Genomic DNA, 22,671 nt, shown 5'->3' on the forward strand with positions numbered 1-22,671 from the left:
CGTAACCGACAACTAAGGGCTATCGGCACGTGGACATGGACGCACTGAAACGCCAGGCGGCGGCGCGCGCACTCGAAGAGGTGCGTGACGGCATGAAGCTCGGGCTCGGCACCGGATCGACCGCCAAGCATTTCGTCGAGCTGCTCGGCGAGAAGGTCCGGTCGGGCATGAAGGTGATCGGCGTGCCGACCTCGGAAGCGACCCGCGCGGATGCTATCCGCTGCGGCGTTCCGCTGACCACGCTGGACGAAATCGACCATCTCGACCTCACCATCGACGGCGCCGACGAGATCGACCCGGCGCTCAACCTGATCAAGGGCGGCGGCGGTGCGCTGCTGCGCGAGAAGATCGTCGCGGCCGCCAGTGATCGCATGATCGTGATCGCCGACGACAGTAAATGGGTCGACGTGCTCGGCCGCTTTCCGCTGCCGGTCGAGGTGATCCCGTTCGGGCTCGCCGCGACCCAAGCCGCGATGGCGCGGGCGTTTTCGGAGGCCGGCGTGTTAGGCGAAATGCTGATCCGGAAGGGCAAGGACGGTCACGTTTTTGTCACCGATGGCGGCCACTGGATCGTCGATGCCCATCTCGGCCGGATCGGCGATCCGCCGCGTCTTGCCGGTTTGCTCAGCGTGATTCCGGGCGTGGTCGAACACGGCCTGTTCATCGGGCTTGGCAGCGTCGCCGTGCTGGCCGGCGCGCAGGGAATTCGGGTTGTTGAACGGCCATGAGGCCGCAAGCAAGGAGACTTGGAATGAAGCGTTTTTCGGGACTTTTGTCGGCTGCGGCCCTGGCGGCTGGACTGGCGCTCGCACCGGCGATGGCGCAGCAGCCGCAGCTGCCCCCCATGCCCAAGGACGTCAAGCAGTCGACCCCCGCGGCGATCGGATACGCCAAGGAAATCCTGACGATGAAGAACGTCTCGGTGATGTATGCCGGCGCCGTTCCGGGCATTATCGAGAAGACCAAGACCGGCCTGCTGCAGCAGTACCTGAACTACCAGAAGGATCTCAACGAGGTCGCGCTGGTCATCGCCAAGAATCTGGCTGGCAGCGAGAAGGAAATCGGCGAGGGCATGGCGCAGCTCTACGCCGCCGAGTTCACCGAGCAGGAGCTCAAGGATCTCGTGATCTTCTACAAGACGCCGCTCGGTCAGAAGCTTTTGACCTCCGAGCCCAAGGCAATCAACGATTCGCTGAGATATATGCAGGAGTGGGCGCAGCAGTTTGGCGTGATCGTCAACGCCCAGTTCAAGGCCGAGATGAAGAAGCGCGGCAAGGATATCTGAGCGCGCGGCGCTATTGGACCCTCATGGTGAGGAGCGCGGAGCGCGTCTCGAACCATGAGGCCCCTCTGTGGCCTCCATCCTTCGAGACGCCCGCTTCGCGGGCTCCTCAGGATGAGGGGTACCAGTTGCAAGAGCCGATTTTCGGCGTGGTTGCCAAGGTTGGGTGCAAAAATGGCCGAGTTTGACGTCGACCTGTTTGTCATCGGTGGTGGTTCGGGCGGCGTTCGTGCCGCCCGCATCGCCGCCGGCTACGGCGCGAAGGTCATGGTCGCCGAAGAGTACCGGATGGGCGGCACCTGCGTGATCCGCGGCTGCGTGCCGAAGAAGCTGTTCGTGATCGGCAGCCACGTCCACGACGAGATCGAGGACGCGGCCGGCTTCGGCTGGAGCATCGGGCAGGTCTCATTCGACTGGGCCACTCTCGTCGCCAACAAGGACAAGGAGATCGCCCGGCTCGAGGGCGCCTACACCAGCAATGTCGAGAAGTCGGGCGCACGGATCGTGAAGACCCGCGCGGTGCTGGAGGATGCCCACACCATCAGGCTCGCCACCGGCGAGAAGGTGACGGCGAAGTACATCCTGATCGCGACCGGCGGCGCGCCCAATCACGGGCCGATCGTGCCCGGCATCGAGCACGTGATCTCCTCCAACGAGGCGTTTCACCTCAAGGAGCTGCCGAAGCGGATCGTGATCCAGGGCGGCGGCTACATCGCGCTGGAATTCGCCGGCATCTTCGCCGGCTTCGGCTCCGACGTCACGGTGATCTATCGCGGCGACAACATCCTGCGCGGTTTCGACGAGGACGTGCGCAAACATGTCCGCGCCGAGATGGAGAAGCGCGGCATCACCGTCATCACCGGCTGCACGGTGGCGAAGATCGACAAGCACGGCCGTGACTTTACCACGCATCTGTCGAGCGGCTCGAGCATCGCCTCCGACCAGGTGATGTTCGCGATCGGCCGGCATCCCAATGTCGCCAATCTCGGGCTGGAGACCGCCGGCGTCGCCATCAACCCCGCCAATGGCGGCATCCAGGTCGACGGCTGGTCGAAGACCTCGGTCGACAACATCTATGCGGTCGGCGACGTCACCCACCGCACCAATCTGACTCCGGTTGCGATCCGCGAGGGCCATGCCTTCGCCGACACGGTGTTCGGCAAGCGCCCGGTCGAGGTCGACCACGCCACGATCCCGACTGCGGTGTTCTCGCAGCCGGAGGTCGGCACCGTCGGACTCACGGAAGAAGAGGCGCGGGCGCAGTTCAGCCACGTCAACATCTACAAGACCGATTTCCGCCCGATCAAGGCGACGATGTCCGGCCGCGACACTCGCGTGCTGATGAAGCTCGTGGTCGACGGCGCGAGCGACCGCGTGCTCGGCTGCCACATCGTCGGCGATGGCGCCGCCGAAATCACCCAGGCCGTCGCGATCGCCGTGAAAATGAAGGCCACCAAGGCCGATTTCGACGCCACCATCGCGCTGCATCCGACCGCCTCCGAAGAGCTGGTCACGATGCGCACCCCGACCGCGCGCCATGTGCGCCAGGCGGCGGAGTAGGGAGCTACCCACAGGCCGGCCTTGCCCCTGGTGCCGTCCCGGCCAAGGCACTCGCAGATGGGAATTGGGAGCGATCGATTGGGAACAGGCAACGAGCCCTGCCTGACAGCCCAACGCCGCCCGCTTAAAATACATGCGAGCGGCGCTGTCTCTAGCCCCAGGACGGTAACGGCAAAATCCTGATGAAGATAAGTCTGCACGAGCCCGCAAAGGTTTCATACCTCAGAAGGGGTAGCTTGCTTCCGTAAGACGGCGCGCACCGCGGCAGCGCAACCCTCTGGCGCCCAATTTGTGCATCAGGGCCGATACCCCCATCACACACGGTGAAGGGCCGTGCAGCGCACAGCATCGGCACCCGTGGCAGCGCGTCATGTCGCGCACCTTGGAACCTTGCGCTATGCTGGCAGTTCCACTCTCAAACAGTTTGAGTCACAAATTGAGGGAGCCGCGCATGCCAGGACCATCCGAGCAGGAGATTCGGACCCGAGCTTACGAATTGTGGAAGGACGCCGGCGAGCCACAGGGCAACATGGATCAGTTGTGGTATCAGGCCGAAAAGGAACTGCTGGCGCGCAAGGCCGCCAACGGCGAAACGCCCTGCGACAAGAACGGCCATCGAGAGCCGACGACTTATCCGGAGAGACTAAGGGGCGTGCATTGAGTGCGTCGCACGGCTGAGCTAACGAGTCCGGCAGGCTGGCCCGGACGCGGAGGCATCATGAGCGACGCGATCGATCTTTCGCAGAAACTATCGACATTCTCCGACCACTGGTCGCCGCGCACCGTCGCGCAATTCAACGCCTGCGACGTCATGGTGGTGAAGGTGCAGGGCGAGTTCGTCTGGCACAAGCACGACGACACCGACGACTTCTTCCTCGTCCTGAAAGGCATCCTCGACATCGAGCTGCGCGACCGCACCGTGACGCTGACTCCCGGCCAGATGTACATCGTGCCGAAAGGCGTCGAGCATCGTCCGGTCGCACGGGAAGAGGTGCATCTGCTGCTGATCGAACCGACCGGGACGCCGAACACGGGTGATGCGGCGACGGCGGCGGCAAGGAAAGTGGTGTGAGACTGGCAGGATGGGTGGAGCGAAGCGATACCCATCATTTTGACCGCGGATCCGAGTTGAAGGGCAAGGCTCGGGCGATTGATGTCGCGCGAATGCGAAAGCATGGCTCACCGGCAGCGCAATTCATGCGGTGTCGTCCCAGCGAAAGCAGGGACCCATAGCCGCCGACGTCAGCCGGCTTGCTGCGCTGGAGCCACAGCCTGTTTCAACAACGCAGCCCTGTGGTTATGGGTCCCTGTGTCTTGGAAGTCTGTCAGGATGTGGGTGGGCGGGAAGCCGTTGGGTCCTTGGCGCTTGACGCCGCGAGCCGGCTCGGTCTCCCGCCCGTTCCATCTATCAACCTGAACAGTTGCACGAGGCTGCGCAACAGACCTCGCATCACAGGGGCAGGCACCGTGATCATAGCTCTTCGTTACGTCGGAATCGACGTCTCCAAAAAACACCTCGATATCTTTGATGAGGCTGACGGCGTGCCGAGGCGCATTGCCAACGCGACACAGGCCATCACACAGCAGGTGGCGCGTTGGCAATGCGATGCGCTGGTGGTCTTCGAGGCGACGGGTATCTATGACCTCGCGCTTCGCGAGGCGCTGCGTCAGGCCGGGATCCAGTTCGCACGGATCAACCCGGCCCGTGCCCGCGACTTTGCACGGGCCAGCGGCCTGCTCGCCAAGACCGATCCGATCGATGCGCGGATGCTGGCGGCCTTTGCGCGGGCCATGCAGCCCGCCCCCGAGCAGGTCGCCGATCCTGCACGGGGCGCCTTGGCGAGGCTTGCAAAACGGCGGGATCAGCTGGTCCTCATGCGCGCCCAGGAGAAGAACCGGCGCAGCGAGGCCGACGATCGCGCCATGGCCGAACGCATTGGCCGCCTCATCGAGGTCCTCGACAGCGAGATCGCCGAGATCGAGGCCGACATCAGCGCATTGATTAAAGCCGAAGCGCAGATCGCGGACGATGCGAAGTTAATGCGTTCGCTGCCCGGCGTGGGTCCCGTGGCCTGCATACAGCTCATCGCGCAGATGCCGGAACTCGGGCGGGTCGGACCGAAACAACTCGCAGCGCTCGCTGGCCTTGCTCCCTTCAACGTCGACAGCGGCACCTTCCGCGGCAAGCGCAAGATTGCGGGCGGCCGAAAGCGCGTTCGTGACGCCCTTTATATGGCGGCCCTCAACGCAGTTCGCAGAGCTGATCCGTTCAAGGCCTTCTATGCACGACTGCGACAGGCCGGAAAACCAGCCAAACTCGCCCTCATCGCCGTCGCCAGGAAGCTGCTCACGGTCCTCAATGCCATGATGCGAGACCGAAAGCCGTACCTGCAGACCAAACCAACATAACAGTTGCCTGCTTTCGCTGGGACGACACCGGAGAGTGCCGCGCTTACCCCTCCGCCTCAATCCACTCCGCAGCGCCGCGCCACAGCGCATCGCGGTGGTCGCTGCGGAAGAAGCCGAGATGGCCGATCGCTTTTGCGCCGGCGTCGGCGGGACGGATCGAGATGATCTCAGGCGTGATCGATGTGAAGGCGGAGCACAGCAATTCGACCGCCGGCCGCGTCGCCCAGGTGTCGTCGGTCATGACAAGCGCGCGGAGCTTGCCCTTGAACTTCGGAAAATTTTCGCGCGCCTTGAGCGTGGCATCATCGAGCAGATAGCGCTCCCGCATCACCCAGCCCCGCCATTGCTCGAACGCGCCCCTCGGCAGGTCCATGCCGAGGCCGGCCCAGGCGGGCAGGTAGCCGAGCGCGCGCGCCAGCGGCAGGCCGACGCCGTTCAGGAAGGCGACGACGCGGTAGCGCTCGGGCGAGGCCATCAGCTTCCAATAGGCCGCCTGCGAGGCGATCAGGAGCGCGCGCGGAATTTCGGCGTTGTTGGCGAGGAGCCCGAGCGCCTGGCCGCCGAAGGAGTGCCCGACATAGGCGAAGGGGAGGTTGCGATAGCGCTCGCGCATCCAGCTCACCGCCGCGGTGGCGTCGAGCGCGGCCCAGTCCGCCATCGTGGCCTTGAAGCCGGCCAGCGATTTCGGCTTGTTGAGGCCGGTCGCCGCCATCGGCCGGCTTTCGCCGGTGCCGCGGTAGTCGTAGGTCAGGACAGCCGCACCGCGGCGGGCGAGGTAGCCGGCAAAGCCGCGATAGACCTTGCGGGGCACGGCGGTCGCCGAGTTGATCAGGACGGCGTGGCGCCGCGTGCCGCGCGGCAGGAACAACGTCGCGGCGAGCGGATAGCCGTCCGCGGCCGGCACGACGATGTCGTCGCTAAAAACGTCGTCCAGCGCGGCGGAGGCCACGGCGATTTCCCCGGCATTCATGCTATGCTCTACCAAATGCGAATTCGGATTTCCCTGCAAGGGCTTGACCAGATTGCAGGAATCCTTCTAGCGGGAAAGCGGGGCCCTGTGTATAAGCCGGGCTTTCGTCATGCCGTGATTAAGTTGCGGTTTTTGCTCAGGAGTTGACCTCATGTCCGAGCGGTGGACACCCGATAGCTGGCGCGCCAAGAAGGTGCTGCAGGTGCCCGACTATCCCGATGCCAAGGCATTGGCCGATGTCGAGGCCCAGCTGGCGACCTTTCCGCCGCTGGTGTTCGCGGGTGAGGCGCGCAGCCTGAAGAAGGCGCTGGGGCGGGTCGCCGCCGGCGAGGCCTTCCTGCTGCAGGGCGGCGACTGCGCCGAGAGCTTTGCCGAGCACGGCGCCAACAACATCCGCGACTTCTTCCGCGTCCTGTTGCAGATGGCGGTCGTGCTGACCTATGCCGGCGCGCTGCCGGTGGTGAAGGTCGGCCGCATCGCCGGCCAGTTCGCCAAGCCGCGCTCGTCGCCGACCGAGAAGCAGGGCGATGTCGAGCTGCCGAGCTATCGCGGCGACATCGTCAACGACATCGCCTTCACGCCGGAAGCGCGCATTCCCGATCCGCAGCGCCAGCTGATGGCTTATCGCCAATCCGCCGCGACGCTGAACCTGCTGCGCGCGTTCGCCACCGGCGGCTTCGCCAATCTCGGCAGCGTGCATCAGTGGATGCTCGGCTTCCTGAAGGATTCGCCGCAGTCCCGCCGCTACAAGGAGCTGGCCGACCGCATCTCGGATGCGCTGAACTTCATGCGCGCCTGCGGCCTTGATCTCGAGAGCCATCCCGAGCTGCGCGCCACCGATTTCTACACCAGCCACGAGGCGTTGCTGCTCGGCTACGAGCAGGCGATGACGCGGGTCGATTCCACCACCGGCGACTGGTACGCGACCTCCGGCCACATGATCTGGATCGGCGACCGCACCCGTCAGCTCGATCACGGCCATGTCGAATATTTCCGCGGCATCAAGAATCCGATCGGCCTGAAATGCGGCCCCTCGCTGAAGCCGGACGAGCTGTTGAAGCTGATCGACATCCTCAATCCCGACGATGAGCCGGGGCGCCTGACCCTGATCAACCGGTTCGGCGCCGACAAGGTCGGCGATCATCTGCCGGGCCTGATCCGCGCCGTGCAGCGGGAAGGGCGCAAGGTGGTGTGGTCGTGCGATCCGATGCACGGCAACACCATCACCTCGACCTCGGGCTACAAGACGCGGCCGTTCGACCGCGTGCTGTCGGAAGTGCGGTCGTTCTTCCAGATCCACGCCGCCGAAGGCACCCATGCCGGCGGCGTGCACCTGGAGATGACCGGACAGGACGTCACCGAATGCATCGGCGGCGCGCGCGCCATCACCGATGAGGACCTCAACGACCGCTACCACACGGTCTGCGACCCCCGCCTCAACGCCGAACAGTCGATCGACATGGCCTTCCTGATCGCCGAGCTCTTGAAGCAGGAGCGCGCCGGCAAGGTCAAACCGATGCCGGCCGCCGCTGGGTTGTGATTTGAGGCAGTGACTTGAGACAGTGACTGGGGCAGTGACTTGGGGACTGTGACTTGCTGAGGTTCTGGCGAGCCACCATCAACTCGCGCAACGGGCTGGCATTTGCCATTCGCTCGGAGCAGGCGATTCGCGAGGAGGTGGTGGCGTTGGCGCTGTCGCTGCCGCTGGCCTGGCTGGTCGGCGCCACCGTGATGCGCCGGGTCGAATTGGTCGCGACCGTGGTGCTGGTGCTCGTCATCGAGCTGCTCAATACCGCGATCGAGAAGCTCGCCGATCGCCTGACCATGGATCACGATCCGCAGATCGGGCGGGTCAAGGACATGGGCTCGGCCGCGGTCGGCGTCGCGCTCGTCATGGCCGGCCTGTTCTGGCTGTTTGCCCTCGCCGAACGCATGGGCGCGTTCTGATCCCGAGCAGGATCCGGAAAAGTGGGAACCGGTTTTCCGATCAGATCATGCTCAAAAGAAGCTCCCGCCGGTCATGGTGCGATTTCTGCAATCGCACCATGACCGGAAGGTGATTGAAGTTTGCGGTTGTGCAGGACAACTTAAGCGTATGAGCGAACAACAGATCAAGATTACCCTGGCGCAACTCAATCCGACGGTCGGTGACGTCACCGGCAACGCCGCGAAGGCGCGCGCCGCGCGCGAGACGGCCAAGGCCGACGGTGCCGACCTCGTGGTGCTGTCGGAACTGTTCATCGCCGGCTATCCGCCGGAGGATCTGGTGCTCAAGCCGGCTTTCCAGTCGGCCTGCCGCGCCGCGATCGAGGAACTGGCGCGCGAGACCAGGGATGGCGGCCCGGCGATGCTGATCGGCACGCCCTGGGTCGAGGACGGCAAGCTCTACAATGCCTGCGCGCTGCTCGACGGCGGCCGCATCGCCGCGCTGCGCTTCAAGGCCAATCTGCCGAATTACGGCGTGTTCGACGAGAAGCGGCTGTTCGCGCGCGGCCCGGCGCCGGGCCCCGTGACGGTGCGCGGCGTGCGCATCGGCGTGCCGGTCTGCGAGGACATCTGGCTCGAGGAGTCCGAAGAGTACGAGAACGTCGTCGAATGTCTCGCCGAGACCGGCGCCGAGATTCTCGTGGTGCCGAACGGCTCGCCCTATGCCCGCGACAAGGCCGACCTCAGGCTGTCGATCGTGGTGGCGCGCGTCACCGAGAGCGGACTGCCGCTGGTCTATCTCAACGAGGTCGGCGGCCAGGACGAGCTGATCTTCGACGGCGCCTCGTTCGCGCTGAATGCCGATCTCTCCGTCGCGGCGCAGCTTCCGGCGTTCGAGGAGAACATCACGACGCTGACCTGGCGCAAGACCGCCGACGGCTGGCGCTGCTCGGGGCCGATCACGGCGCAGCTCGAGGGCGACAAGGCCGACTACGCGGCCTGCGTGCTCGGCCTGCGCGACTATGTCCGCAAGAACGGTTTTCCCGGCGTGCTGCTCGGCGTTTCCGGCGGCATCGACTCGGCGCTGTGCGCGGCGATCGCGGTCGATGCGCTCGGCGCCGACAAGGTGCGCGGCGTGATGCTGCCGTTCCGCTACACCGCGCAGGTGTCGCTCGACGATGCCGCCAAGCTCGCCGCGGCGCTCGGCATCCGCTACGAGATCCTGCCGATCGCCGATGCCGTGAACGGCTTCGAGACGATCCTGGCGCCGGTGTTCAAGGGGCTGGAGCGCGACATCACCGAGGAGAATTTGCAGGCGCGCGCCCGCGGCACGCTGTTGATGGCGATCTCCAACAAGACCGGCGCCATGGTGGTGACCACCGGCAACAAGTCGGAGATGTCGGTCGGTTACGCCACGCTGTATGGCGACATGAACGGCGGCTTCAATCCGATCAAGGACATCTACAAGACCGAGGTGTTCCGCCTGTCGAGCCTGCGCAATGGCTGGAAGCCGGACGGCGCGCTCGGGCCGTCAGGCGAGGTGATCCCGGTCAATATCATCATCCGGCCGCCGACCGCCGAGTTGCGCGAGAACCAGACCGACCAGGATTCGCTGCCGCCCTACGACGTGCTGGACGCGATCCTCGAGCGGCTGGTGGAGCGCGAGGAGCCGCTGGCGACCATCATAGAAGCCGGCTTCGACCGCGACGTGGTGGCCCGGATCGATCGCCTGCTCAACATCGCCGAATACAAGCGGCGGCAGGCGGCGCCGGGGGTGAAGGTGACGCGGAAGAATTTCGGCCGCGACCGCCGCTATCCCATCACCAACCGCTTCCGCGATTTCGGCAAGGCGTTGCCGGCGCCCGACGAGACGCTGGTGGCGCGCACCTCGCGCGCGTCGGCGGAAGCGTTCGAGGGCTGAGCTCTTCTTACCGCTTCGGGATGAAGGTCGGGCCGACGGTGCGGATCTGGCCGTCGCTCGCCGGCGCGGCCGGTGCTGTGGCGTCAGCGGCTGCGGGCTGCTGTTGAGCTGCGGCTGCGGGCGCGCCCTTCTTGCCGGCCGGGGCCTTGGTCTGCGCGCGCTGCTGCATCTTCCGCGCGCTCTCCTCGGTGACGATGATGTCGCCCTGCTGCTCGGCGGACGCCTTGTCGTCGACCGCCTTCAGCGCCTCGGCCCAGCTCTGGCCGGCCGGCTTGCAGGAGCAGGACGGATTGAACTCGGTGCGGTACTTGAAGGCGTTCGGCAGCGACGAGTAGGACACACCGCTGATCGAGACCGCCTGGTTGATGTCCTCGCCGGGATTTCGGTAGGTGAACAGGCTGGCATCCGCGGCCGGGCACTGCGCCTTGCAGATCTGCTCGTCGGCGGCGAAGCGCGCCTGCACCGTTGCGAACGAGATCGGGAAATAGGCGCCGTCGCAGGTGCGGACGCAGACGGTGCGGTAGGTGCCGGACTGGGCGCCATACTGTGCGTCGGGCGGGGGCAGCGGATTGTTGGGATTGCCGCCGCCACCGCCGCCGAACAGGTTCTCGAGGAAGTTGCCGGGGCCACGCGCGGCCGCGGCATATTGCGGACCGCAATTGTTCTGCGCCAGCGCGGTCAGGACCGAGCGGCGCTGGTTCTCGCGGTCGGCGCCGCCGAGACCGCCGGAGCGCAGCCGCTCGAGATTGGCGGTGATCTGGTCGAGATTGGCGCGCATCTGCTGGATCTGGGTGTTGACCGGACCGCACTGCGCCGAATTGTTATTGAAGAGCGAGAAGAACCCGGAGCTGTCGCAGCCCATGCGCCGCGCCTGCGCCGTCACGCGATCCAATTCGCCCTGCTGGCGGGTTGCCGCGTCCTGATAGCGGCGGATCTGCTCGTCCTTGGCCGGATCGCCGGAGCCGCCGCCGCGGTCGATCGCCGCCAGCTGGCCTTCGAGCCGGCCGCACATCGGATTGGCCTGCGGATTGGGTTGCGGCGCGGCTTGCGGAGCCGGACCGGGCGGGCCGGGCGGCACTTGCGCCAGGGCATGCGTGGCGGGCAGGGCGATGCCGGCCAGCACGGCGCACGTCAGAAACCAGGAGAAGCGAGAACGGGAGCTATTGGGCATGTCCGGCCATTAAAACGACGCCGCGCGGCGATCAACGCCAAAGCGCGCGGGCAAGGCCGCTGCAATAGCCGTTTCTCGGGGCAGCGTCACGTCGTTTCCGGGGCGCCGGTGTGGCAATAACCCCGCCCGACCAGCGGCTTGGCTCAACGCTGGCAGGTGATGGCGACGAATTCACCGCAGCTGTTGCCGCTGCATTTTTCATTCGCGGCGTGCGGAACCGCGCCGGTGATCTCGTCGGGATCGACGCGGCGGTAATTGGTGGCCTGCGCAAAATCGCGTGACCGGCAATAGGCGCGGGCGGCGGAGGCACCGCAACGGTCGCCGCGCGCGAGGCACTGGTCGATGCCGTAGCCGTCCGCCTGGTTGGCGACGATGAAGACGCGGCTGTCGGCCAGCGCGGCCGAGGAGACAAGGAAGGACGGAGCAAGGAAGAGCGTGTAGGCAATCAATGCTGAAACAGGCCGCATGGTGCACCGGTGAAAATGGCGAGGAATCCGCATGCGTCCGGATACGCCCAATTCCTTAATAATGATTAACCATGAGGGCGTTGACGTGATTTCGGTGCGGGCCGGGTGGCAAACCGCCCGAAAACAGCCCCTTGACGCGATAAAGGGGCCGTGAGACATGGTGGAACCATGAACGGCCACCTCGCCATCTGCAGCATTTGCCGCGAGATTATGAGCTAGCGATTCGCTGGCTGAGGCCGTCTTTTCTCAACACATGAGAGCATTGGACCGCCCGGCCGCAAGGGAACGGTTTCCATGGATTTGCGCCTCTACGATACGCTGACCCGGGAGAAGCGGCCGTTCGTGCCGCTCGATGCCGACAATGTCCGCATGTATGCCTGCGGACCGACGGTCTATGACTTCGCCCATATCGGCAACGGCCGTGCGGCTATTGTCTTCGACGTGCTGTTCCGCCTGCTGCGCCATCGCTATGGCGCTGGCCACGTGACCTATGTCCGCAACATCACCGACGTCGACGACAAGATCAACGTCCGCGCCGCGCGGGATTATCCCGGCGTGCCGCTGAACGAGGCGATCCGCAAGGTCACCGAGCAGACCTACCAGCAGTATCAGGACGATGTCACGGCGCTCGGCTGCTTGCCGCCGACCGTGCAGCCGCGCGCGACCGAGCATATCCCGGAGATGCGCGCGATCATCGAGAAGCTGGTCGCCGGTGGCTTTGCCTATGTCGCCGAGGACCACGTGCTGTTCTCGCCGCAGGCGATGAACGCGGCCAATTCGATGTTGCCGCGCTACGGCGCGCTGTCGAAGCGTTCGCTCGACGAGATGATCGCGGGCGCCCGCGTCGACGTCGCGCCCTACAAGCGCGACAACACCGACTTCGTGCTGTGGAAGCCGTCGAAGCCGGGCGAGCCCTCATGGCCGTCACCGGCCGGCATCAAGGTCGAGGGCCGTCCCGGCTGGCACATCGAGTGCTCGGCAATGGCCTGGAAGCATCTCGGCGAGAAGTTCGACATTCATGGCGGCGGCATCGACCTGGTGTTCCCGCACCATGAGAACGAACTCGCCCAGACCTGCTGCGCGTTCCACTCCGACCGCATGGCCAATGTCTGGATGCATAACGGCTTCCTGCAGATCGAAAGCGAGAAGATGTCGAAGTCGCTCGGCAACTTCTTCACGATCCGTGATCTCTTGGCCGATTGGCCCGGCGAGGTGCTGCGGCTCGCCATGCTGAAGACGCATTATCGTTCGCCGCTCGACTGGACCGCCAAGGCCACCGAGGAGGCCGCGAAGACACTCGACGACTGGTACGCGGTCGCGGCCGACGCCGAGCCCGGCGCGCCGTCGCCGGCGATGGTCGAGGCGCTCTACGACGACCTCAATACGGCGCAGTCGATGGCGGTGCTGCACGGCCTGCGCAGTAGTGCGTCGAGCAGCGAACAGAGCCGCAAGGAGTTTGCCGGCTCGCTCCGGCTGCTCGGCTTCCTGTCGGAGAGCGCGGCTGCGTGGGAGGCGCGCAAGCAGCAGGCGAGCGGCGTCGATGCCGCAGCCGTCGAGGCGCTGATTGCCGAGCGCGCCGCGGCGCGGGCGCGCAAGGACTTCAAGGAGTCCGATCGGATCCGCGATCAGCTCGCCGCGATGGGCGTGGCGATCAAGGACGGAAAGGATGCCGAAGGAAAGCCGATCACCACCTGGGAGGTCGCGCGATGAGCCGTTCCGCACCTGCACTGCGCCCGTATCTGCCCGACGACGCGCCGCTGCTGGCGGCGATCTTCGCGGCCTCGATCATGGACCTGACCGGCGACGACTACAGTGAGGCGCAGCAGGAAGCCTGGGCGATGGCCGCCGACGACGAGGCGGCGTTCGGCACGAAGCTCGCCGGCCAGCTCACGCTGATCGCGACCATGCAGGGCGCGCCGGTCGGTTTCGCCTCGCTGAAGGGCGCCGATCTTATCGACATGCTCTATGTGCATCCGAGCGCGGTCGGGCAGGGTGTCGGCAGCGCGCTGTGCGATGCGCTGGAGAAGATCGCAAGCGCTCGCGGCACCAAGACCCTGAAGGTCGATGCCAGCGACACCGCGCTGGAATTCTTCCGCAAGCGCGGCTACGTCGCCCAGCAGCGCAACTCGGTCACCATCAACGACGAGTGGCTTGCCAACACCACGATGCAGAAGCAGCTCGATGGTGTCGCCACCCCGGGAGGCCACGCGTGAGCCGCGAGCGCCTCTATCTGTTCGACACCACGCTGCGCGACGGCGCGCAAACCAATGGCGTCGACTTCACGCTGCAGGACAAGCAGGTGATCGCGGGCATGCTCGATGCGCTCGGCATCGACTATGTCGAGGGCGGCTATCCCGGCGCCAATCCGACCGACACCGAGTTCTTCAGCAGGAAACCCGCCTTCGAGCACGCGCGCTTCACCGCCTTCGGCATGACGCGGCGGCCGGGCCGCTCGGCGTCGAACGATCCCGGGCTTGCCGGCATCCTCGAAGCCAAGGCAGACGCGATCTGCTTCGTCGCAAAGTCCTCGGCCTACCAGGTCCGCGTCGCGCTCGAGACCACGAACGAGGAGAACCTCGCTTCGATCCGCGACAGCGTCGCGGCCGCGAAGGCGCTCGGCCGCGAGGTGATGGTCGACTGCGAGCATTTCTTCGACGGCTACAAGGAGAGCCGCGACTACGCGCTCGCTTGCGCCAGGGCCGCCTATCAGGCCGGCGCCCGCTGGGTGGTGCTGTGCGACACCAATGGCGGCACCATGCCGCATGAGATCGAGACCATCGTCGGCGATGTCGTCAAGCACGTGCCGGGCGCCCATCTCGGCATCCACGCCCATAACGACACCGAGCAGGCGGTCGCCAATTCGCTCGCCGCGGTGCGGGCCGGCGCGCGGCAGATCCAGGGCACGCTCAACGGCCTTGGCGAGCGCTGCGGCAACGCCAATCTCTGCTCGCTGATCCCGACCTTGAAGCTGAAGCAGGAGTTTGCCGACAAGTTCGAGATCGGCGTCACCACGGAGAAGCTGGCGACGTTGATGAAGGTGTCGCGCACGCTCGACGACATGCTGAACCGCGCGCCCAACCGCCATGCGGCCTATGTCGGCGAAAGCGCGTTCGTCACGAAGACGGGCATCCATGCCTCGGCTGTCATGAAGGATCCGCAGACCTATGAGCACGTGCTGCCGGAACTGGTCGGCAATCACCGCAAGGTGCTGGTGTCGGATCAGGCCGGCCGCTCCAACGTGATGGCCGAGCTCGACCGTGCCGGGATCGCCTATGACAAGAGCGATCCGCGGCTGACGCGCCTGGTCGAGGAATTGAAGGAGCGCGAGGCCGCGGGCTTCGCCTATGAATCCGCCAACGCATCGTTCGATCTGCTGGCGCGCCGCACGCTGGGCAAGGTGCCGGAATATTTCAAGGTCGAGCAGTTCGACGTCAATGTCGAGCAGCGCTACAACGCCAACGGCCAGCGCGTCACGGTGGCGCTCGCGGTGGTGAAGGTCGATGTCGACGGCGAGCGGCTGATCTCGGCCGCCGAAGGCAACGGCCCGGTCAACGCGCTCGACGTCGCGCTGCGCAAGGATCTCGGCAAGTACCAGAAATATATCGATGGCCTGAAGCTGATCGACTACCGCGTGCGTATCCTCAATGGCGGCACCGAGGCGGTCACACGCGTCTTGATCGAAAGCGAGGACGAGACCGGCGAGAGCTGGACCACGGTCGGCGTCTCGCCCAATATCATCGACGCCTCGTTCCAGGCGCTGATGGATTCGGTGTTTTACAAGCTGGTGAAGTCGGGCGCGCAGGCGTGAGACTGTAGCCCGGATGAGCGAAGCGATATCCGGGGCGTCTCGATCGGTTTCCCCGGATGTCGCTTCGCTCATCTGGGCGACAAGTCCGGGAGGAGGGCGCATGATCGACCACGTCTCCGTCGGTGTCCGCGATCTGGAACGGGCCGCGCGGTTCTATGAGCCGACGCTGGCCGCGCTGGGCCTCAGCCGCCTCGTCACGCGGCCGGCGACGATCGGCTTCGGCAAGGCCTATCCCGAATTCTGGATCAATCTGCGCGCCACGATGGCGCAGGTGCCGCACGAGAGCGGCACCCATATCTGCCTGCGCGCGACGACCACCGCCGAGGTCGATGCCTTCCACACTGCGGCGCTGGCGTCAGGCGGCCTCTCCGACGGTCCCCCGGGCCTTCGCCCGCACGACCGCGTGCGCTATTATGCGGCCTTCGTCCTCGATCCCTACGGCAACCGCATCGAGGCCGTGACTTTTCCGAGCGAGTAGTAAGGATTTCAGGCTAGCACTTATCTCGACCCGTCATCCTGAAGAGCGCGTAGCGCGTCTCGAAGGATGCGTGGCCACCAGCGGGGCCGTCGTGCTTCGAGACGGCCGCTTTGCGGCCTCCTCAGCATGACGGTGATGGAGCCGAAACTGCGGCGAACAGTTACAGCCGCCGCGCCACTTCGGGCGCGAGATCCTTCGCGGCCTCGGGCGTGCGTGCCACCGCCGAACGCAGCCGCGGCAGGATCTCGTCGACGCGGTCGGCCATCAGGACGTTGATCGGCAGCGTCGGGCGGATGAAGTCGGTCATGCGCATGTGGTTGAGCAGCGAGAGCAGGGGTTCCCAGAAGCCATCGATGTTGGCGAGCAGGATCGGCTTATGGTGACGGCCGAGCTGCTGCCAGGTCAGTTGCTCGACCAGCTCCTCCAGCGTGCCGATGCCGCCCGGCAGCGCGACGAATGCATCCGAGCGCTCGAACATCAGGCGCTTGCGCTCATGCATGTCGGGCGTGACGATCATCTCCTGAACCGAGGTCAGCGCGTTCTCGCGCGCGCGCAGGAATTCGGGAATGATGCCGGTGACGGAGCCGCCGTGGTCGAGCGTGGATTTCGCGACCGCACCCATCAAGCCGATCGAGCCGCCGCCATAAACCAGGCGAACGTTGTTTTCGGCAAAGCTCTTGCCGAGCGCGACGGCAGCTTCAACGAAACGGGGATTGTTACCGGGGCCGGAGCCGCAATAAACACAGACAGTCTTGATTTGGTTCATACGATCCTTGTGGCACTGCAGCGTAAACAGGGTCAAGAGTCGGATATGGGGATTGAGAGCCGAAAAATCCTGTAAATTCCCGCGAATCGCGAACAATTTTGATCATAAGCCTGTACGCCGCGCTCAAACGATCTATATGACGGGCACAATGGCAAACCGTGGAAAAGATGTGGCAGCGGACCGCCGCGCCGTGACCGCGCGGGCGGGCGCCTGATGGTGCCGCCGCAACCGAGTGTGACCGGCGTCGCACAGCCCACGGCCACGCCGCCGGCCGCCGAGAAGGGGACGCTGCTCGGCACCCTCGTGCATCTCTGGCCCTATATCTGGCCCGGCGATCGCGCCGATTTGAAGATGCGCGTGATCTGGTCGGTGGTGCTGCTGCTGTTCGCCAAGCTCGCGACGTTGTCGGTGCCGTTCACCTTCAAATGGGCGATCGATGCGCTGAACAGCACGGGCTCGGCGCCGGTCGCGGCCTCGAACTGGATGGTCTGGCTGATCGCCTCGCCGGTGCTGATGACGATCAGCTACGGCGCAGTGCGCATCATCATGGCGGTGCTGACGCAGTGGCGCGACGGCATCTTCGCTCGCGTCGCCATGCATGCGGTGCGGCGGCTCGCCTACATCACCTTCGTGCATATGCACGAGCTGTCGCTGCGCTTCCATCTCGAGCGCAAGACCGGCGGCCTGACCCGCGTGCTGGAGCGCGGCCGCTCCGGCATCGAGACCATCGTGCGGATGGTGATCCTGCAGCTGATCCCGACCATCGTCGAGGTCGCGCTGCTGGCGGCGGTGCTGCTCTGGCAGTTCGACTGGCGCTACGTGCTCGCGGTGCTGCTCACGGTCGTCGTGTTCATGTACTTCACCTATATCGCGACCGAGTGGCGGATCGAGATCCGCCGCAGGATGAACGATTCCGACACCGAGGCGAACACCAAGGCGATCGACTCGCTGCTCAACTACGAGACGGTGAAATATTTCGGCGCCGAAGAGCGCGAGGCGCGGCGCTACGACCGCTCGATGGAGCGCTACGAGCAGGCCAGCGTGAAGACCTACACCTCGCTCGCGGTGCTCAATACCGGGCAGGCGATCATCTTCACCGCGGGGCTGACCGCGACCATGCTGATGTGCGCGTTCGGCATCCGTAACGGCACCCACACGGTCGGCGATTTCGTGCTGATCAATTCGATGATGATCCAGCTCTACCAGCCGCTGAACTTCATGGGCATGGTCTATCGCGAGATCAAGCAGGCGATCATCGACATCGAGAAGATGTTCGACGTGCTGGCGCGCGATCCCGAGGTGCAGGACATTCCGGGGGCCAAACCGCTCGCGGTATCCGCGGGCAGCGTGTGGTTCGAGGATGTCCGCTTCGCCTACGAGGCAGACCGGCCGATCCTCAAGGGCCTGAGCTTCGAGGTGCCGGCCGGCAAGACGGTGGCGATCGTCGGTCCCTCCGGCGCCGGCAAGTCGACGATCTCGCGGCTGCTGTTCCGCCTCTACGACGTCTCGAGCGGCCGCATCCTGATCGACGGCCAGGACATCAAGACCGTGACGCAGGCCTCGCTGCGCTCGGCGATCGGCATGGTGCCGCAGGACACCGTGCTGTTCAACGACACCATCCGCTACAACATCCGCTATGGCCGCTGGGACGCCGGCGACGACGAGGTGGAGGAGGCGGCGCGCCTCGCGCAGATCGACGGCTTCATCCGGATGTCGCCGCAGGGCTATGAGACGCAAGTCGGTGAGCGCGGCCTGAAACTCTCCGGCGGCGAGAAGCAGCGCGTCGCGATCGCGCGCACGGTGTTGAAGGCGCCGCCGATCCTGGTGCTGGACGAGGCGACCTCCGCGCTCGACAGCCACACCGAGCACGAGATCCAGGGCGCGCTGGAGCGCGTCTCGCGCAACCGCACCTCGCTGGTGATCGCGCACCGGCTGTCGACCATCGTCGGCGCCGACGAGATCATCGTGCTGGACCAGGGCCGGATCGCCGAGCGCGGCACGCATGCGCGGCTTTTGGCCGCCGACGGCCTCTATGCCAGCATGTGGAACCGGCAACGCGAGGCCGAGGAGGCCCGCGAACGGCTCGCCCAGGTCGATGACGACGGCACCGCGCCGAATCGGCTGCCGCCGGCGGTCACTGAATCGTCGGAGGATTCCAGCCCTGACGCGGGTGAGAAACCCTTGCCGACCGCCGCGGAATAGTCGATTTAGGGCCTCTCCCGCCAAATGGGGCGGGGAAACGCAAGCGAGCTCTGATGTCGATCGCCAACTCCATCCGCGCGCAGATCCCGCCGATCCACCCGGAGGGCTATCCCTTCATTGGCGGCTTCGCTCTGGCGAGCCTGATCCTGTTCTGGATCTGGACCCCGCTGGGCTGGATCGGGACGCTGCTGACCGTCTGGTGCGCGCTGTTCTTCCGCGATCCGGTCCGGGTGACGCCGCTGCGCGACGGCATCGTGGTGTCGCCGGCCGACGGCCGCGTCTCGATGGTGGTGCAGGCGCTGCCGCCGGCCGAGCTCGGGCTCGGCGACAAGCCGCTGCCGCGGGTCTCGGTGTTCATGAGCGTGTTCAACTGCCATGTGAACCGCAGCCCGGTGGTCGGCCGCATCGACCGCATCGCCTACCGGCCCGGCGCCTTCATCAACGCCGAGCTCGACAAGGCGAGCGAGGACAATGAGCGCAATTCGCTCGTCATCTCGACCTCCAACGGCCGCATCGGCGTGGTCCAGATCGCGGGTCTCGTGGCGCGGCGCATCGTCTGCTTCGTCAAGGAGGGCCAGTCGATCGGCGCCGGCGAGCGCTTCGGCCTGATCCGCTTCGGCTCGCGGCTCGACGTCTATCTGCCCGAGGGCACCAAGGCGCTGGTCTCGGAGGGGCAGACCGCGGTCGCCGGCGAGACGATTCTGGCGGATTTTCGGGGCGCCGATCCGGGCCGGACTTACCGCGCCGATTGATTGCTCGCACATCTAGCCCCTCATCCTGGGGAGCCCGCAAAGCGGGCGTCTCGAAGGATGCAGGCCACCGCGAGGGGCCTCATGGTTCGAAACGCGCGTTCCGCGCTCCTCACCATGAGGGGTTACGCCTGGATCAGGCAATTAACTCTGTTTCTCCGGCCCGATCGGCCGGTTCCCGCACCGATGGCGGAGCGGGGCAGCGCTTGCTATATTGCAAAACCATGACGCCATTCGATCCGAATTCCACCGAGTATCGCCGCCGCCGGTTCCGCCCGATCCCGGTGCGGATGCTGGTGCCGAACATGATCACGCTGCTGGCGATCTGCGCCGGCCTCACCGCGATCCGGCTGTCGACCGAAGGGCGGATGGAGCTTGCGGTCGCCGCGATCGTGTTCGCCGCGATCCTCGACGGCATCGACGGCCGCGTCGCCCGCATGATCAAGGGCCAGTCGAAATTCGGCGCCGAGCTCGACAGCCTCGCCGACTTCGTCAATTTCGGCGTGGCGCCGGGCCTGATCCTGTATTTCTGGCAGCTGCATGAATTGAACAATGGCGGCTGGATCGCCGCGATGGTGTTCGCGATCTCCGGCGGCCTGCGGCTTGCGCGTTTCAATGCCTCGATCGACGATCCGAACAAGCCGGCCTTCGCCGCCAACTATTTCACCGGCGTGCCGGCGCCGGCCGGTGCGATCACCGTGCTGCTGCCGATCTATCTCGCCTTCCTCGGCGTGCCGATGCCGCCGGCGACGCTGACGGCGTTCTACACGCTCTTGATCGCCTTCCTGATGGTGTCGCGACTGCCGGTGTTCTCCGGCAAGACCGTGAAGATGCGCGTGCCGCCGGAAATGGTGCTGCCGGTGTTCGTTGCCGTGGTGTTCTTCGTCGCGCTGCTGATCGGCTATCCCTGGCATATCCTGTCGGCCGGCTCGGTCGCCTATTTGATCAGCCTGCCCTGGGGCTGGAAGTCCTATCGCGACCAGGAGCGCCAGCTTGCCGCGCAGACGCAAGCTGCGGGCGCGCCGGCGGCGGCCGCTGCTGCTCCCTATGCAACGCCGGTCACGGAGAGCGATCGCGACGATCGTCCGACGCATCTGCACTGAGGCTTCTGTCTAACCCGTCATCCTGAGGGCGCGTAGCGCGTCTCGAAGGATGGACGGCCACCAGCGGGGCCGTCGACCCTTCGAGACGGCCGCTGCGCGGCCTCCTCCAGCGACAACGGCTTCGCCGTTGCGCGGGGGCGGGGGTGACGGTGATAGAGTGGTTTCATTCCCGCAAATATCAGCCATGAGCGTGCCTCGGTTGGGTTCGCCTGCGATCTCGGCTATAGGCTGAGACGGCCCGCTCGAGCATGATCCGGAAAAGTGGAGACCGGTTTTCCGGAAAGATCATGCTCAAACAAGGAAATGAGATCATGATGCGTTTCCGTGGAAACGCATCATGATCTGACGCCAAAAATCAGGAGAGAAACGCCGTGACGACATCCGCTTCCGCCCCGCTTCCTGCTTCCGTCCTTGAAGTGTTGGCGCGCTACGACACGCCGACGATCTGCAACGCGATGGAGATCGTCGCGCCGGAGCGCCGTCTGATCGGCTACACCGTGAAGCCGCTGGTCTGCCCGTTCCCGACGCTGCCGCCGATGGTCGGCTACGCCCGCACCACGACGATCCGCTCGGTGCTGAAATCCGGCCTCTCGGCCGAGGAGCAGTCGAAGCGCCGCATCGAATATTACGAATATGTCGGCACCGGCTTCGGCCCGCGCATCTCCGTCATCCAGGACATCGACGGTCCGGACGTCGGCTACGGCGCATTCTGGGGCGAGGTGCAGAGCAACGTGCACAAGGCGCTCGGCTGCCTCGGCGTCATCACCGACGGCTCGATCCGCGACATTCCGCAATGGGCGCCGGGCTTCCAGGCGCTGGCCGGCTCGATCGGCCCGTCGCACGCCTGGGTGCATGCGGAGAGCTTCGGCGGCGAGGTCCGCGTCGCCGGCATGACGGTGCGATCCGACGACCTGATCCACGCCGACAGCCACGGCGCGATCGTGATACCCTACGAGGTCGCGGCCAAGCTGCCCGAGGCCGCCGAACTCTGCGGCCGCCGCGAGACCCCGATCCTGGACATCGCGCGTTCCAAGGATTTCTCGCTCGAGAAGCTGAAGGACGCGCTGAAGCGTTCGGCGGAAATCCACTGAGCGCGCGTTGTCGATTTGCGGAACGGCGGGCCGAAGGGCCTGCCGTTTTGCTTTCGTCAGGCCGGTGCAACCTTCGCGATCTCGTTCGCCCCGCGAACCGTCATGTCGATGGCGACATAGAGGATCACGGCGAGGCCGACATAGGCGATCCAGCGGTGGTTCTGCAGCAGCCGCGCGATGAAGGAGGCGGCCGCGCCCATCATCGCGATCGAGAGCGCGAGGCCGAACACCAGCACGATCGGCTGCTCGCGCGCCGCGCCCGCGACCGCCAGCACGTTGTCGAGCGACATCGAGACGTCGGCAACGATGATCTGCGTGGTGGCCTGCCACAGCGTCTTGCGCTGGCCCTTTGCGCCATCGGCATGTTCGGCCGTGGTCTCGTGCGCGTCGGCGCGCAGCTCGCGCCACATCTTCCAGCACACCCACAATAGCAGGATGCCGCCGGCCAGCAGCAGGCCGACGATCTGCATCAGCTGCGTGGTGACCAGGGCGAACAGGATGCGCAGCAGTGTCGCGGCACCGATGCCGATCAGGATCGCCTTGCCGCGCTGCTTCGCCGGCAGGCCGGCCGCGGCAAGGCCGATCACGACGGCATTGTCGCCGGCCAGCACGAGGTCGATGACGACGACTTGCAGCAATGCGCTGAGGGCGTCGAGTGAAAACAATTCGGGCGAAAATAGTTCGGACATGGTCGCATTCCCCTTGAGGTCGGGGAGCGGACCCTTTCGACGAAACCGGCTCTTGCCGTCATGCGGACGGCAAATCCAC

General features: G+C 65.6%; 22 protein-coding genes. 17 read left to right on the forward strand and 5 right to left on the reverse strand.

The window, feature by feature from the left end:
* The first annotated feature begins 35 nt into the window (after positions 1-35).
* From rpiA to ACE10X_RS18265, 6 genes are all read left to right on the forward strand, one after another.
* A complete protein-coding gene (gene rpiA, locus ACE10X_RS18240) occupies positions 36-728 on the forward strand; it encodes a ribose-5-phosphate isomerase RpiA (protein ID WP_038384030.1) in 693 nt (230 codons plus the stop codon).
* Positions 729-751: 23 nt separating this feature from the next.
* Complete coding sequence (locus ACE10X_RS18245) at positions 752-1,285, forward strand: DUF2059 domain-containing protein (RefSeq protein WP_028344553.1); 534 nt, start codon at positions 752-754, stop codon at positions 1,283-1,285.
* A gap of 171 nt (positions 1,286-1,456) precedes the next feature.
* Positions 1,457-2,842 (forward strand): glutathione-disulfide reductase, encoded by a 1,386-nt coding sequence (gor, locus tag ACE10X_RS18250; RefSeq protein WP_038384031.1) that lies wholly within the window; start codon positions 1,457-1,459, stop codon positions 2,840-2,842.
* Positions 2,843-3,293: 451 nt separating this feature from the next.
* A complete protein-coding gene (locus tag ACE10X_RS18255) occupies positions 3,294-3,503 on the forward strand; it encodes a DUF2934 domain-containing protein (protein ID WP_038384032.1) in 210 nt (69 codons plus the stop codon).
* Between the two features lie 57 nt (positions 3,504-3,560).
* Entirely contained in the window at positions 3,561-3,914 is a 354-nt protein-coding gene (locus ACE10X_RS18260; RefSeq protein WP_038384033.1) for a cupin domain-containing protein, read from the forward strand.
* 395 nt (positions 3,915-4,309) lie between these two features.
* Positions 4,310-5,251, forward strand: a complete 942-nt coding sequence (locus ACE10X_RS18265; protein ID WP_375764572.1) for an IS110 family transposase — start codon at positions 4,310-4,312, stop codon at positions 5,249-5,251.
* 43 nt (positions 5,252-5,294) lie between these two features.
* Here the strand turns inward: ACE10X_RS18265 and ACE10X_RS18270 are convergent, their stop codons facing one another.
* Positions 5,295-6,221 (reverse strand): alpha/beta fold hydrolase, encoded by a 927-nt coding sequence (locus ACE10X_RS18270; protein ID WP_375764443.1) that lies wholly within the window; start codon positions 6,219-6,221, stop codon positions 5,295-5,297.
* A 151-nt stretch (positions 6,222-6,372) separates the two neighbouring features.
* Here ACE10X_RS18270 and ACE10X_RS18275 point away from each other — a divergent pair, with 151 nt between their 5' ends.
* The 3 genes from ACE10X_RS18275 to ACE10X_RS18285 all read left to right on the forward strand — a co-directional run bounded on the left by ACE10X_RS18275 (position 6,373) and on the right by ACE10X_RS18285 (position 10,068).
* On the forward strand, positions 6,373-7,761 hold the full coding sequence (locus tag ACE10X_RS18275; protein WP_028334252.1) for a class II 3-deoxy-7-phosphoheptulonate synthase: 1,389 nt from the start codon (positions 6,373-6,375) through the stop codon (positions 7,759-7,761).
* A 53-nt stretch (positions 7,762-7,814) separates the two neighbouring features.
* Positions 7,815-8,168, forward strand: a complete 354-nt coding sequence (locus tag ACE10X_RS18280; RefSeq protein ID WP_028334253.1) for a diacylglycerol kinase — start codon at positions 7,815-7,817, stop codon at positions 8,166-8,168.
* A 148-nt stretch (positions 8,169-8,316) separates the two neighbouring features.
* Positions 8,317-10,068, forward strand: coding sequence for an NAD+ synthase (locus tag ACE10X_RS18285; protein ID WP_304555830.1), 1,752 nt, complete (start codon positions 8,317-8,319; stop codon positions 10,066-10,068).
* 7 nt (positions 10,069-10,075) lie between these two features.
* Here ACE10X_RS18285 and ACE10X_RS18290 read toward each other — a convergent pair whose 3' ends face one another.
* Both ACE10X_RS18290 and ACE10X_RS18295 read right to left on the reverse strand, forming a co-directional pair.
* Positions 10,076-11,239 carry a DUF2865 domain-containing protein gene (locus ACE10X_RS18290; RefSeq protein ID WP_051002920.1) on the reverse strand — a complete coding sequence of 388 codons (1,164 nt, stop codon included), beginning with the start codon at positions 11,237-11,239 and terminating at the stop codon, positions 10,076-10,078.
* Between the two features lie 143 nt (positions 11,240-11,382).
* Entirely contained in the window at positions 11,383-11,706 is a 324-nt protein-coding gene (locus tag ACE10X_RS18295; protein WP_038384036.1) for a hypothetical protein, read from the reverse strand.
* Positions 11,707-12,000: 294 nt separating this feature from the next.
* On the opposite strand from ACE10X_RS18295, the gene cysS reads away from it, so the two are divergent.
* The 4 genes from cysS (at position 12,001) to ACE10X_RS18315 (ending at position 15,992) form a co-directional block, all read left to right on the forward strand.
* Complete coding sequence (gene cysS / locus ACE10X_RS18300) at positions 12,001-13,416, forward strand: cysteine--tRNA ligase (RefSeq protein WP_038384037.1); 1,416 nt, start codon at positions 12,001-12,003, stop codon at positions 13,414-13,416.
* The gene (locus tag ACE10X_RS18305; RefSeq protein ID WP_038384038.1) at positions 13,413-13,919 is read left to right on the forward strand and encodes a GNAT family N-acetyltransferase; all 507 of its coding nucleotides are present in this window, start codon (positions 13,413-13,415) and stop codon (positions 13,917-13,919) included. The genes cysS and ACE10X_RS18305 overlap by 4 nt, the downstream gene beginning before the upstream one ends.
* Complete coding sequence (cimA, locus tag ACE10X_RS18310; protein WP_038384039.1) at positions 13,916-15,514, forward strand: citramalate synthase; 1,599 nt, start codon at positions 13,916-13,918, stop codon at positions 15,512-15,514. The genes ACE10X_RS18305 and cimA overlap by 4 nt, the downstream gene beginning before the upstream one ends.
* Positions 15,515-15,614: 100 nt before the next feature.
* Complete coding sequence (locus ACE10X_RS18315) at positions 15,615-15,992, forward strand: VOC family protein (RefSeq protein ID WP_038384040.1); 378 nt, start codon at positions 15,615-15,617, stop codon at positions 15,990-15,992.
* Between the two features lie 160 nt (positions 15,993-16,152).
* On the opposite strand, the gene ACE10X_RS18320 is transcribed toward ACE10X_RS18315, so the two are convergent.
* Complete coding sequence (locus tag ACE10X_RS18320; protein WP_038384041.1) at positions 16,153-16,758, reverse strand: TIGR00730 family Rossman fold protein; 606 nt, start codon at positions 16,756-16,758, stop codon at positions 16,153-16,155.
* A gap of 213 nt (positions 16,759-16,971) precedes the next feature.
* Between ACE10X_RS18320 and ACE10X_RS18325 the strand changes: the two genes are divergently transcribed.
* The 4 genes from ACE10X_RS18325 to ACE10X_RS18340 all read left to right on the forward strand — a co-directional run bounded on the left by ACE10X_RS18325 (position 16,972) and on the right by ACE10X_RS18340 (position 21,903).
* Positions 16,972-18,960, forward strand: coding sequence for an ABC transporter ATP-binding protein/permease (locus tag ACE10X_RS18325; protein WP_038384042.1), 1,989 nt, complete (start codon positions 16,972-16,974; stop codon positions 18,958-18,960).
* 53 nt (positions 18,961-19,013) lie between these two features.
* Entirely contained in the window at positions 19,014-19,712 is a 699-nt protein-coding gene (locus ACE10X_RS18330; RefSeq protein WP_028344567.1) for a phosphatidylserine decarboxylase, read from the forward strand.
* 221 nt (positions 19,713-19,933) lie between these two features.
* Positions 19,934-20,812, forward strand: a complete 879-nt coding sequence (gene pssA / locus ACE10X_RS18335) for a CDP-diacylglycerol--serine O-phosphatidyltransferase (protein ID WP_038384043.1) — start codon at positions 19,934-19,936, stop codon at positions 20,810-20,812.
* Positions 20,813-21,183: 371 nt separating this feature from the next.
* Positions 21,184-21,903, forward strand: a complete 720-nt coding sequence (locus ACE10X_RS18340; protein WP_038384044.1) for an RraA family protein — start codon at positions 21,184-21,186, stop codon at positions 21,901-21,903.
* A gap of 56 nt (positions 21,904-21,959) precedes the next feature.
* Here the strand turns inward: ACE10X_RS18340 and ACE10X_RS18345 are convergent, their stop codons facing one another.
* Positions 21,960-22,592 (reverse strand): TerC family protein, encoded by a 633-nt coding sequence (locus ACE10X_RS18345; protein WP_028344570.1) that lies wholly within the window; start codon positions 22,590-22,592, stop codon positions 21,960-21,962.
* Between the last annotated feature and the right edge of the window lie 79 nt (positions 22,593-22,671).

Source organism: Bradyrhizobium sp. Pha-3, assembly GCF_042258325.1.
Lineage (GTDB): Bacteria > Pseudomonadota > Alphaproteobacteria > Rhizobiales > Xanthobacteraceae > Bradyrhizobium > Bradyrhizobium elkanii.

Excerpts from the sequence above, each read along its gene's own strand:
- ACE10X_RS18275 (WP_028334252.1), top strand. The coding sequence starts at position 6,373 with ATGTCCGAGCGGTGGACACCCGATAGCTGGCGCGCCAAGAAGGTGCTG.
- ACE10X_RS18320 (WP_038384041.1), bottom strand. The coding sequence starts at position 16,758 with ATGAACCAAATCAAGACTGTCTGTGTTTATTGCGGCTCCGGCCCCGGT.
- rpiA (WP_038384030.1), top strand. The coding sequence starts at position 36 with ATGGACGCACTGAAACGCCAGGCGGCGGCGCGCGCACTCGAAGAGGTG.
- ACE10X_RS18305 (WP_038384038.1), top strand. The coding sequence starts at position 13,413 with ATGAGCCGTTCCGCACCTGCACTGCGCCCGTATCTGCCCGACGACGCG.
- ACE10X_RS18245 (WP_028344553.1), top strand. The coding sequence starts at position 752 with ATGAAGCGTTTTTCGGGACTTTTGTCGGCTGCGGCCCTGGCGGCTGGA.
- ACE10X_RS18290 (WP_051002920.1), bottom strand. The coding sequence starts at position 11,239 with ATGCCCAATAGCTCCCGTTCTCGCTTCTCCTGGTTTCTGACGTGCGCC.
- ACE10X_RS18330 (WP_028344567.1), top strand. The coding sequence starts at position 19,014 with ATGTCGATCGCCAACTCCATCCGCGCGCAGATCCCGCCGATCCACCCG.
- ACE10X_RS18270 (WP_375764443.1), bottom strand. The coding sequence starts at position 6,221 with ATGAATGCCGGGGAAATCGCCGTGGCCTCCGCCGCGCTGGACGACGTT.
- ACE10X_RS18295 (WP_038384036.1), bottom strand. The coding sequence starts at position 11,706 with ATGCGGCCTGTTTCAGCATTGATTGCCTACACGCTCTTCCTTGCTCCG.
- ACE10X_RS18325 (WP_038384042.1), top strand. The coding sequence starts at position 16,972 with ATGGTGCCGCCGCAACCGAGTGTGACCGGCGTCGCACAGCCCACGGCC.
- cysS (WP_038384037.1), top strand. The coding sequence starts at position 12,001 with ATGGATTTGCGCCTCTACGATACGCTGACCCGGGAGAAGCGGCCGTTC.
- ACE10X_RS18260 (WP_038384033.1), top strand. The coding sequence starts at position 3,561 with ATGAGCGACGCGATCGATCTTTCGCAGAAACTATCGACATTCTCCGAC.
- gor (WP_038384031.1), top strand. The coding sequence starts at position 1,457 with ATGGCCGAGTTTGACGTCGACCTGTTTGTCATCGGTGGTGGTTCGGGC.
- ACE10X_RS18345 (WP_028344570.1), bottom strand. The coding sequence starts at position 22,592 with ATGTCCGAACTATTTTCGCCCGAATTGTTTTCACTCGACGCCCTCAGC.
- pssA (WP_038384043.1), top strand. The coding sequence starts at position 19,934 with ATGACGCCATTCGATCCGAATTCCACCGAGTATCGCCGCCGCCGGTTC.
- ACE10X_RS18315 (WP_038384040.1), top strand. The coding sequence starts at position 15,615 with ATGATCGACCACGTCTCCGTCGGTGTCCGCGATCTGGAACGGGCCGCG.
- ACE10X_RS18255 (WP_038384032.1), top strand. The coding sequence starts at position 3,294 with ATGCCAGGACCATCCGAGCAGGAGATTCGGACCCGAGCTTACGAATTG.
- ACE10X_RS18285 (WP_304555830.1), top strand. The coding sequence starts at position 8,317 with ATGAGCGAACAACAGATCAAGATTACCCTGGCGCAACTCAATCCGACG.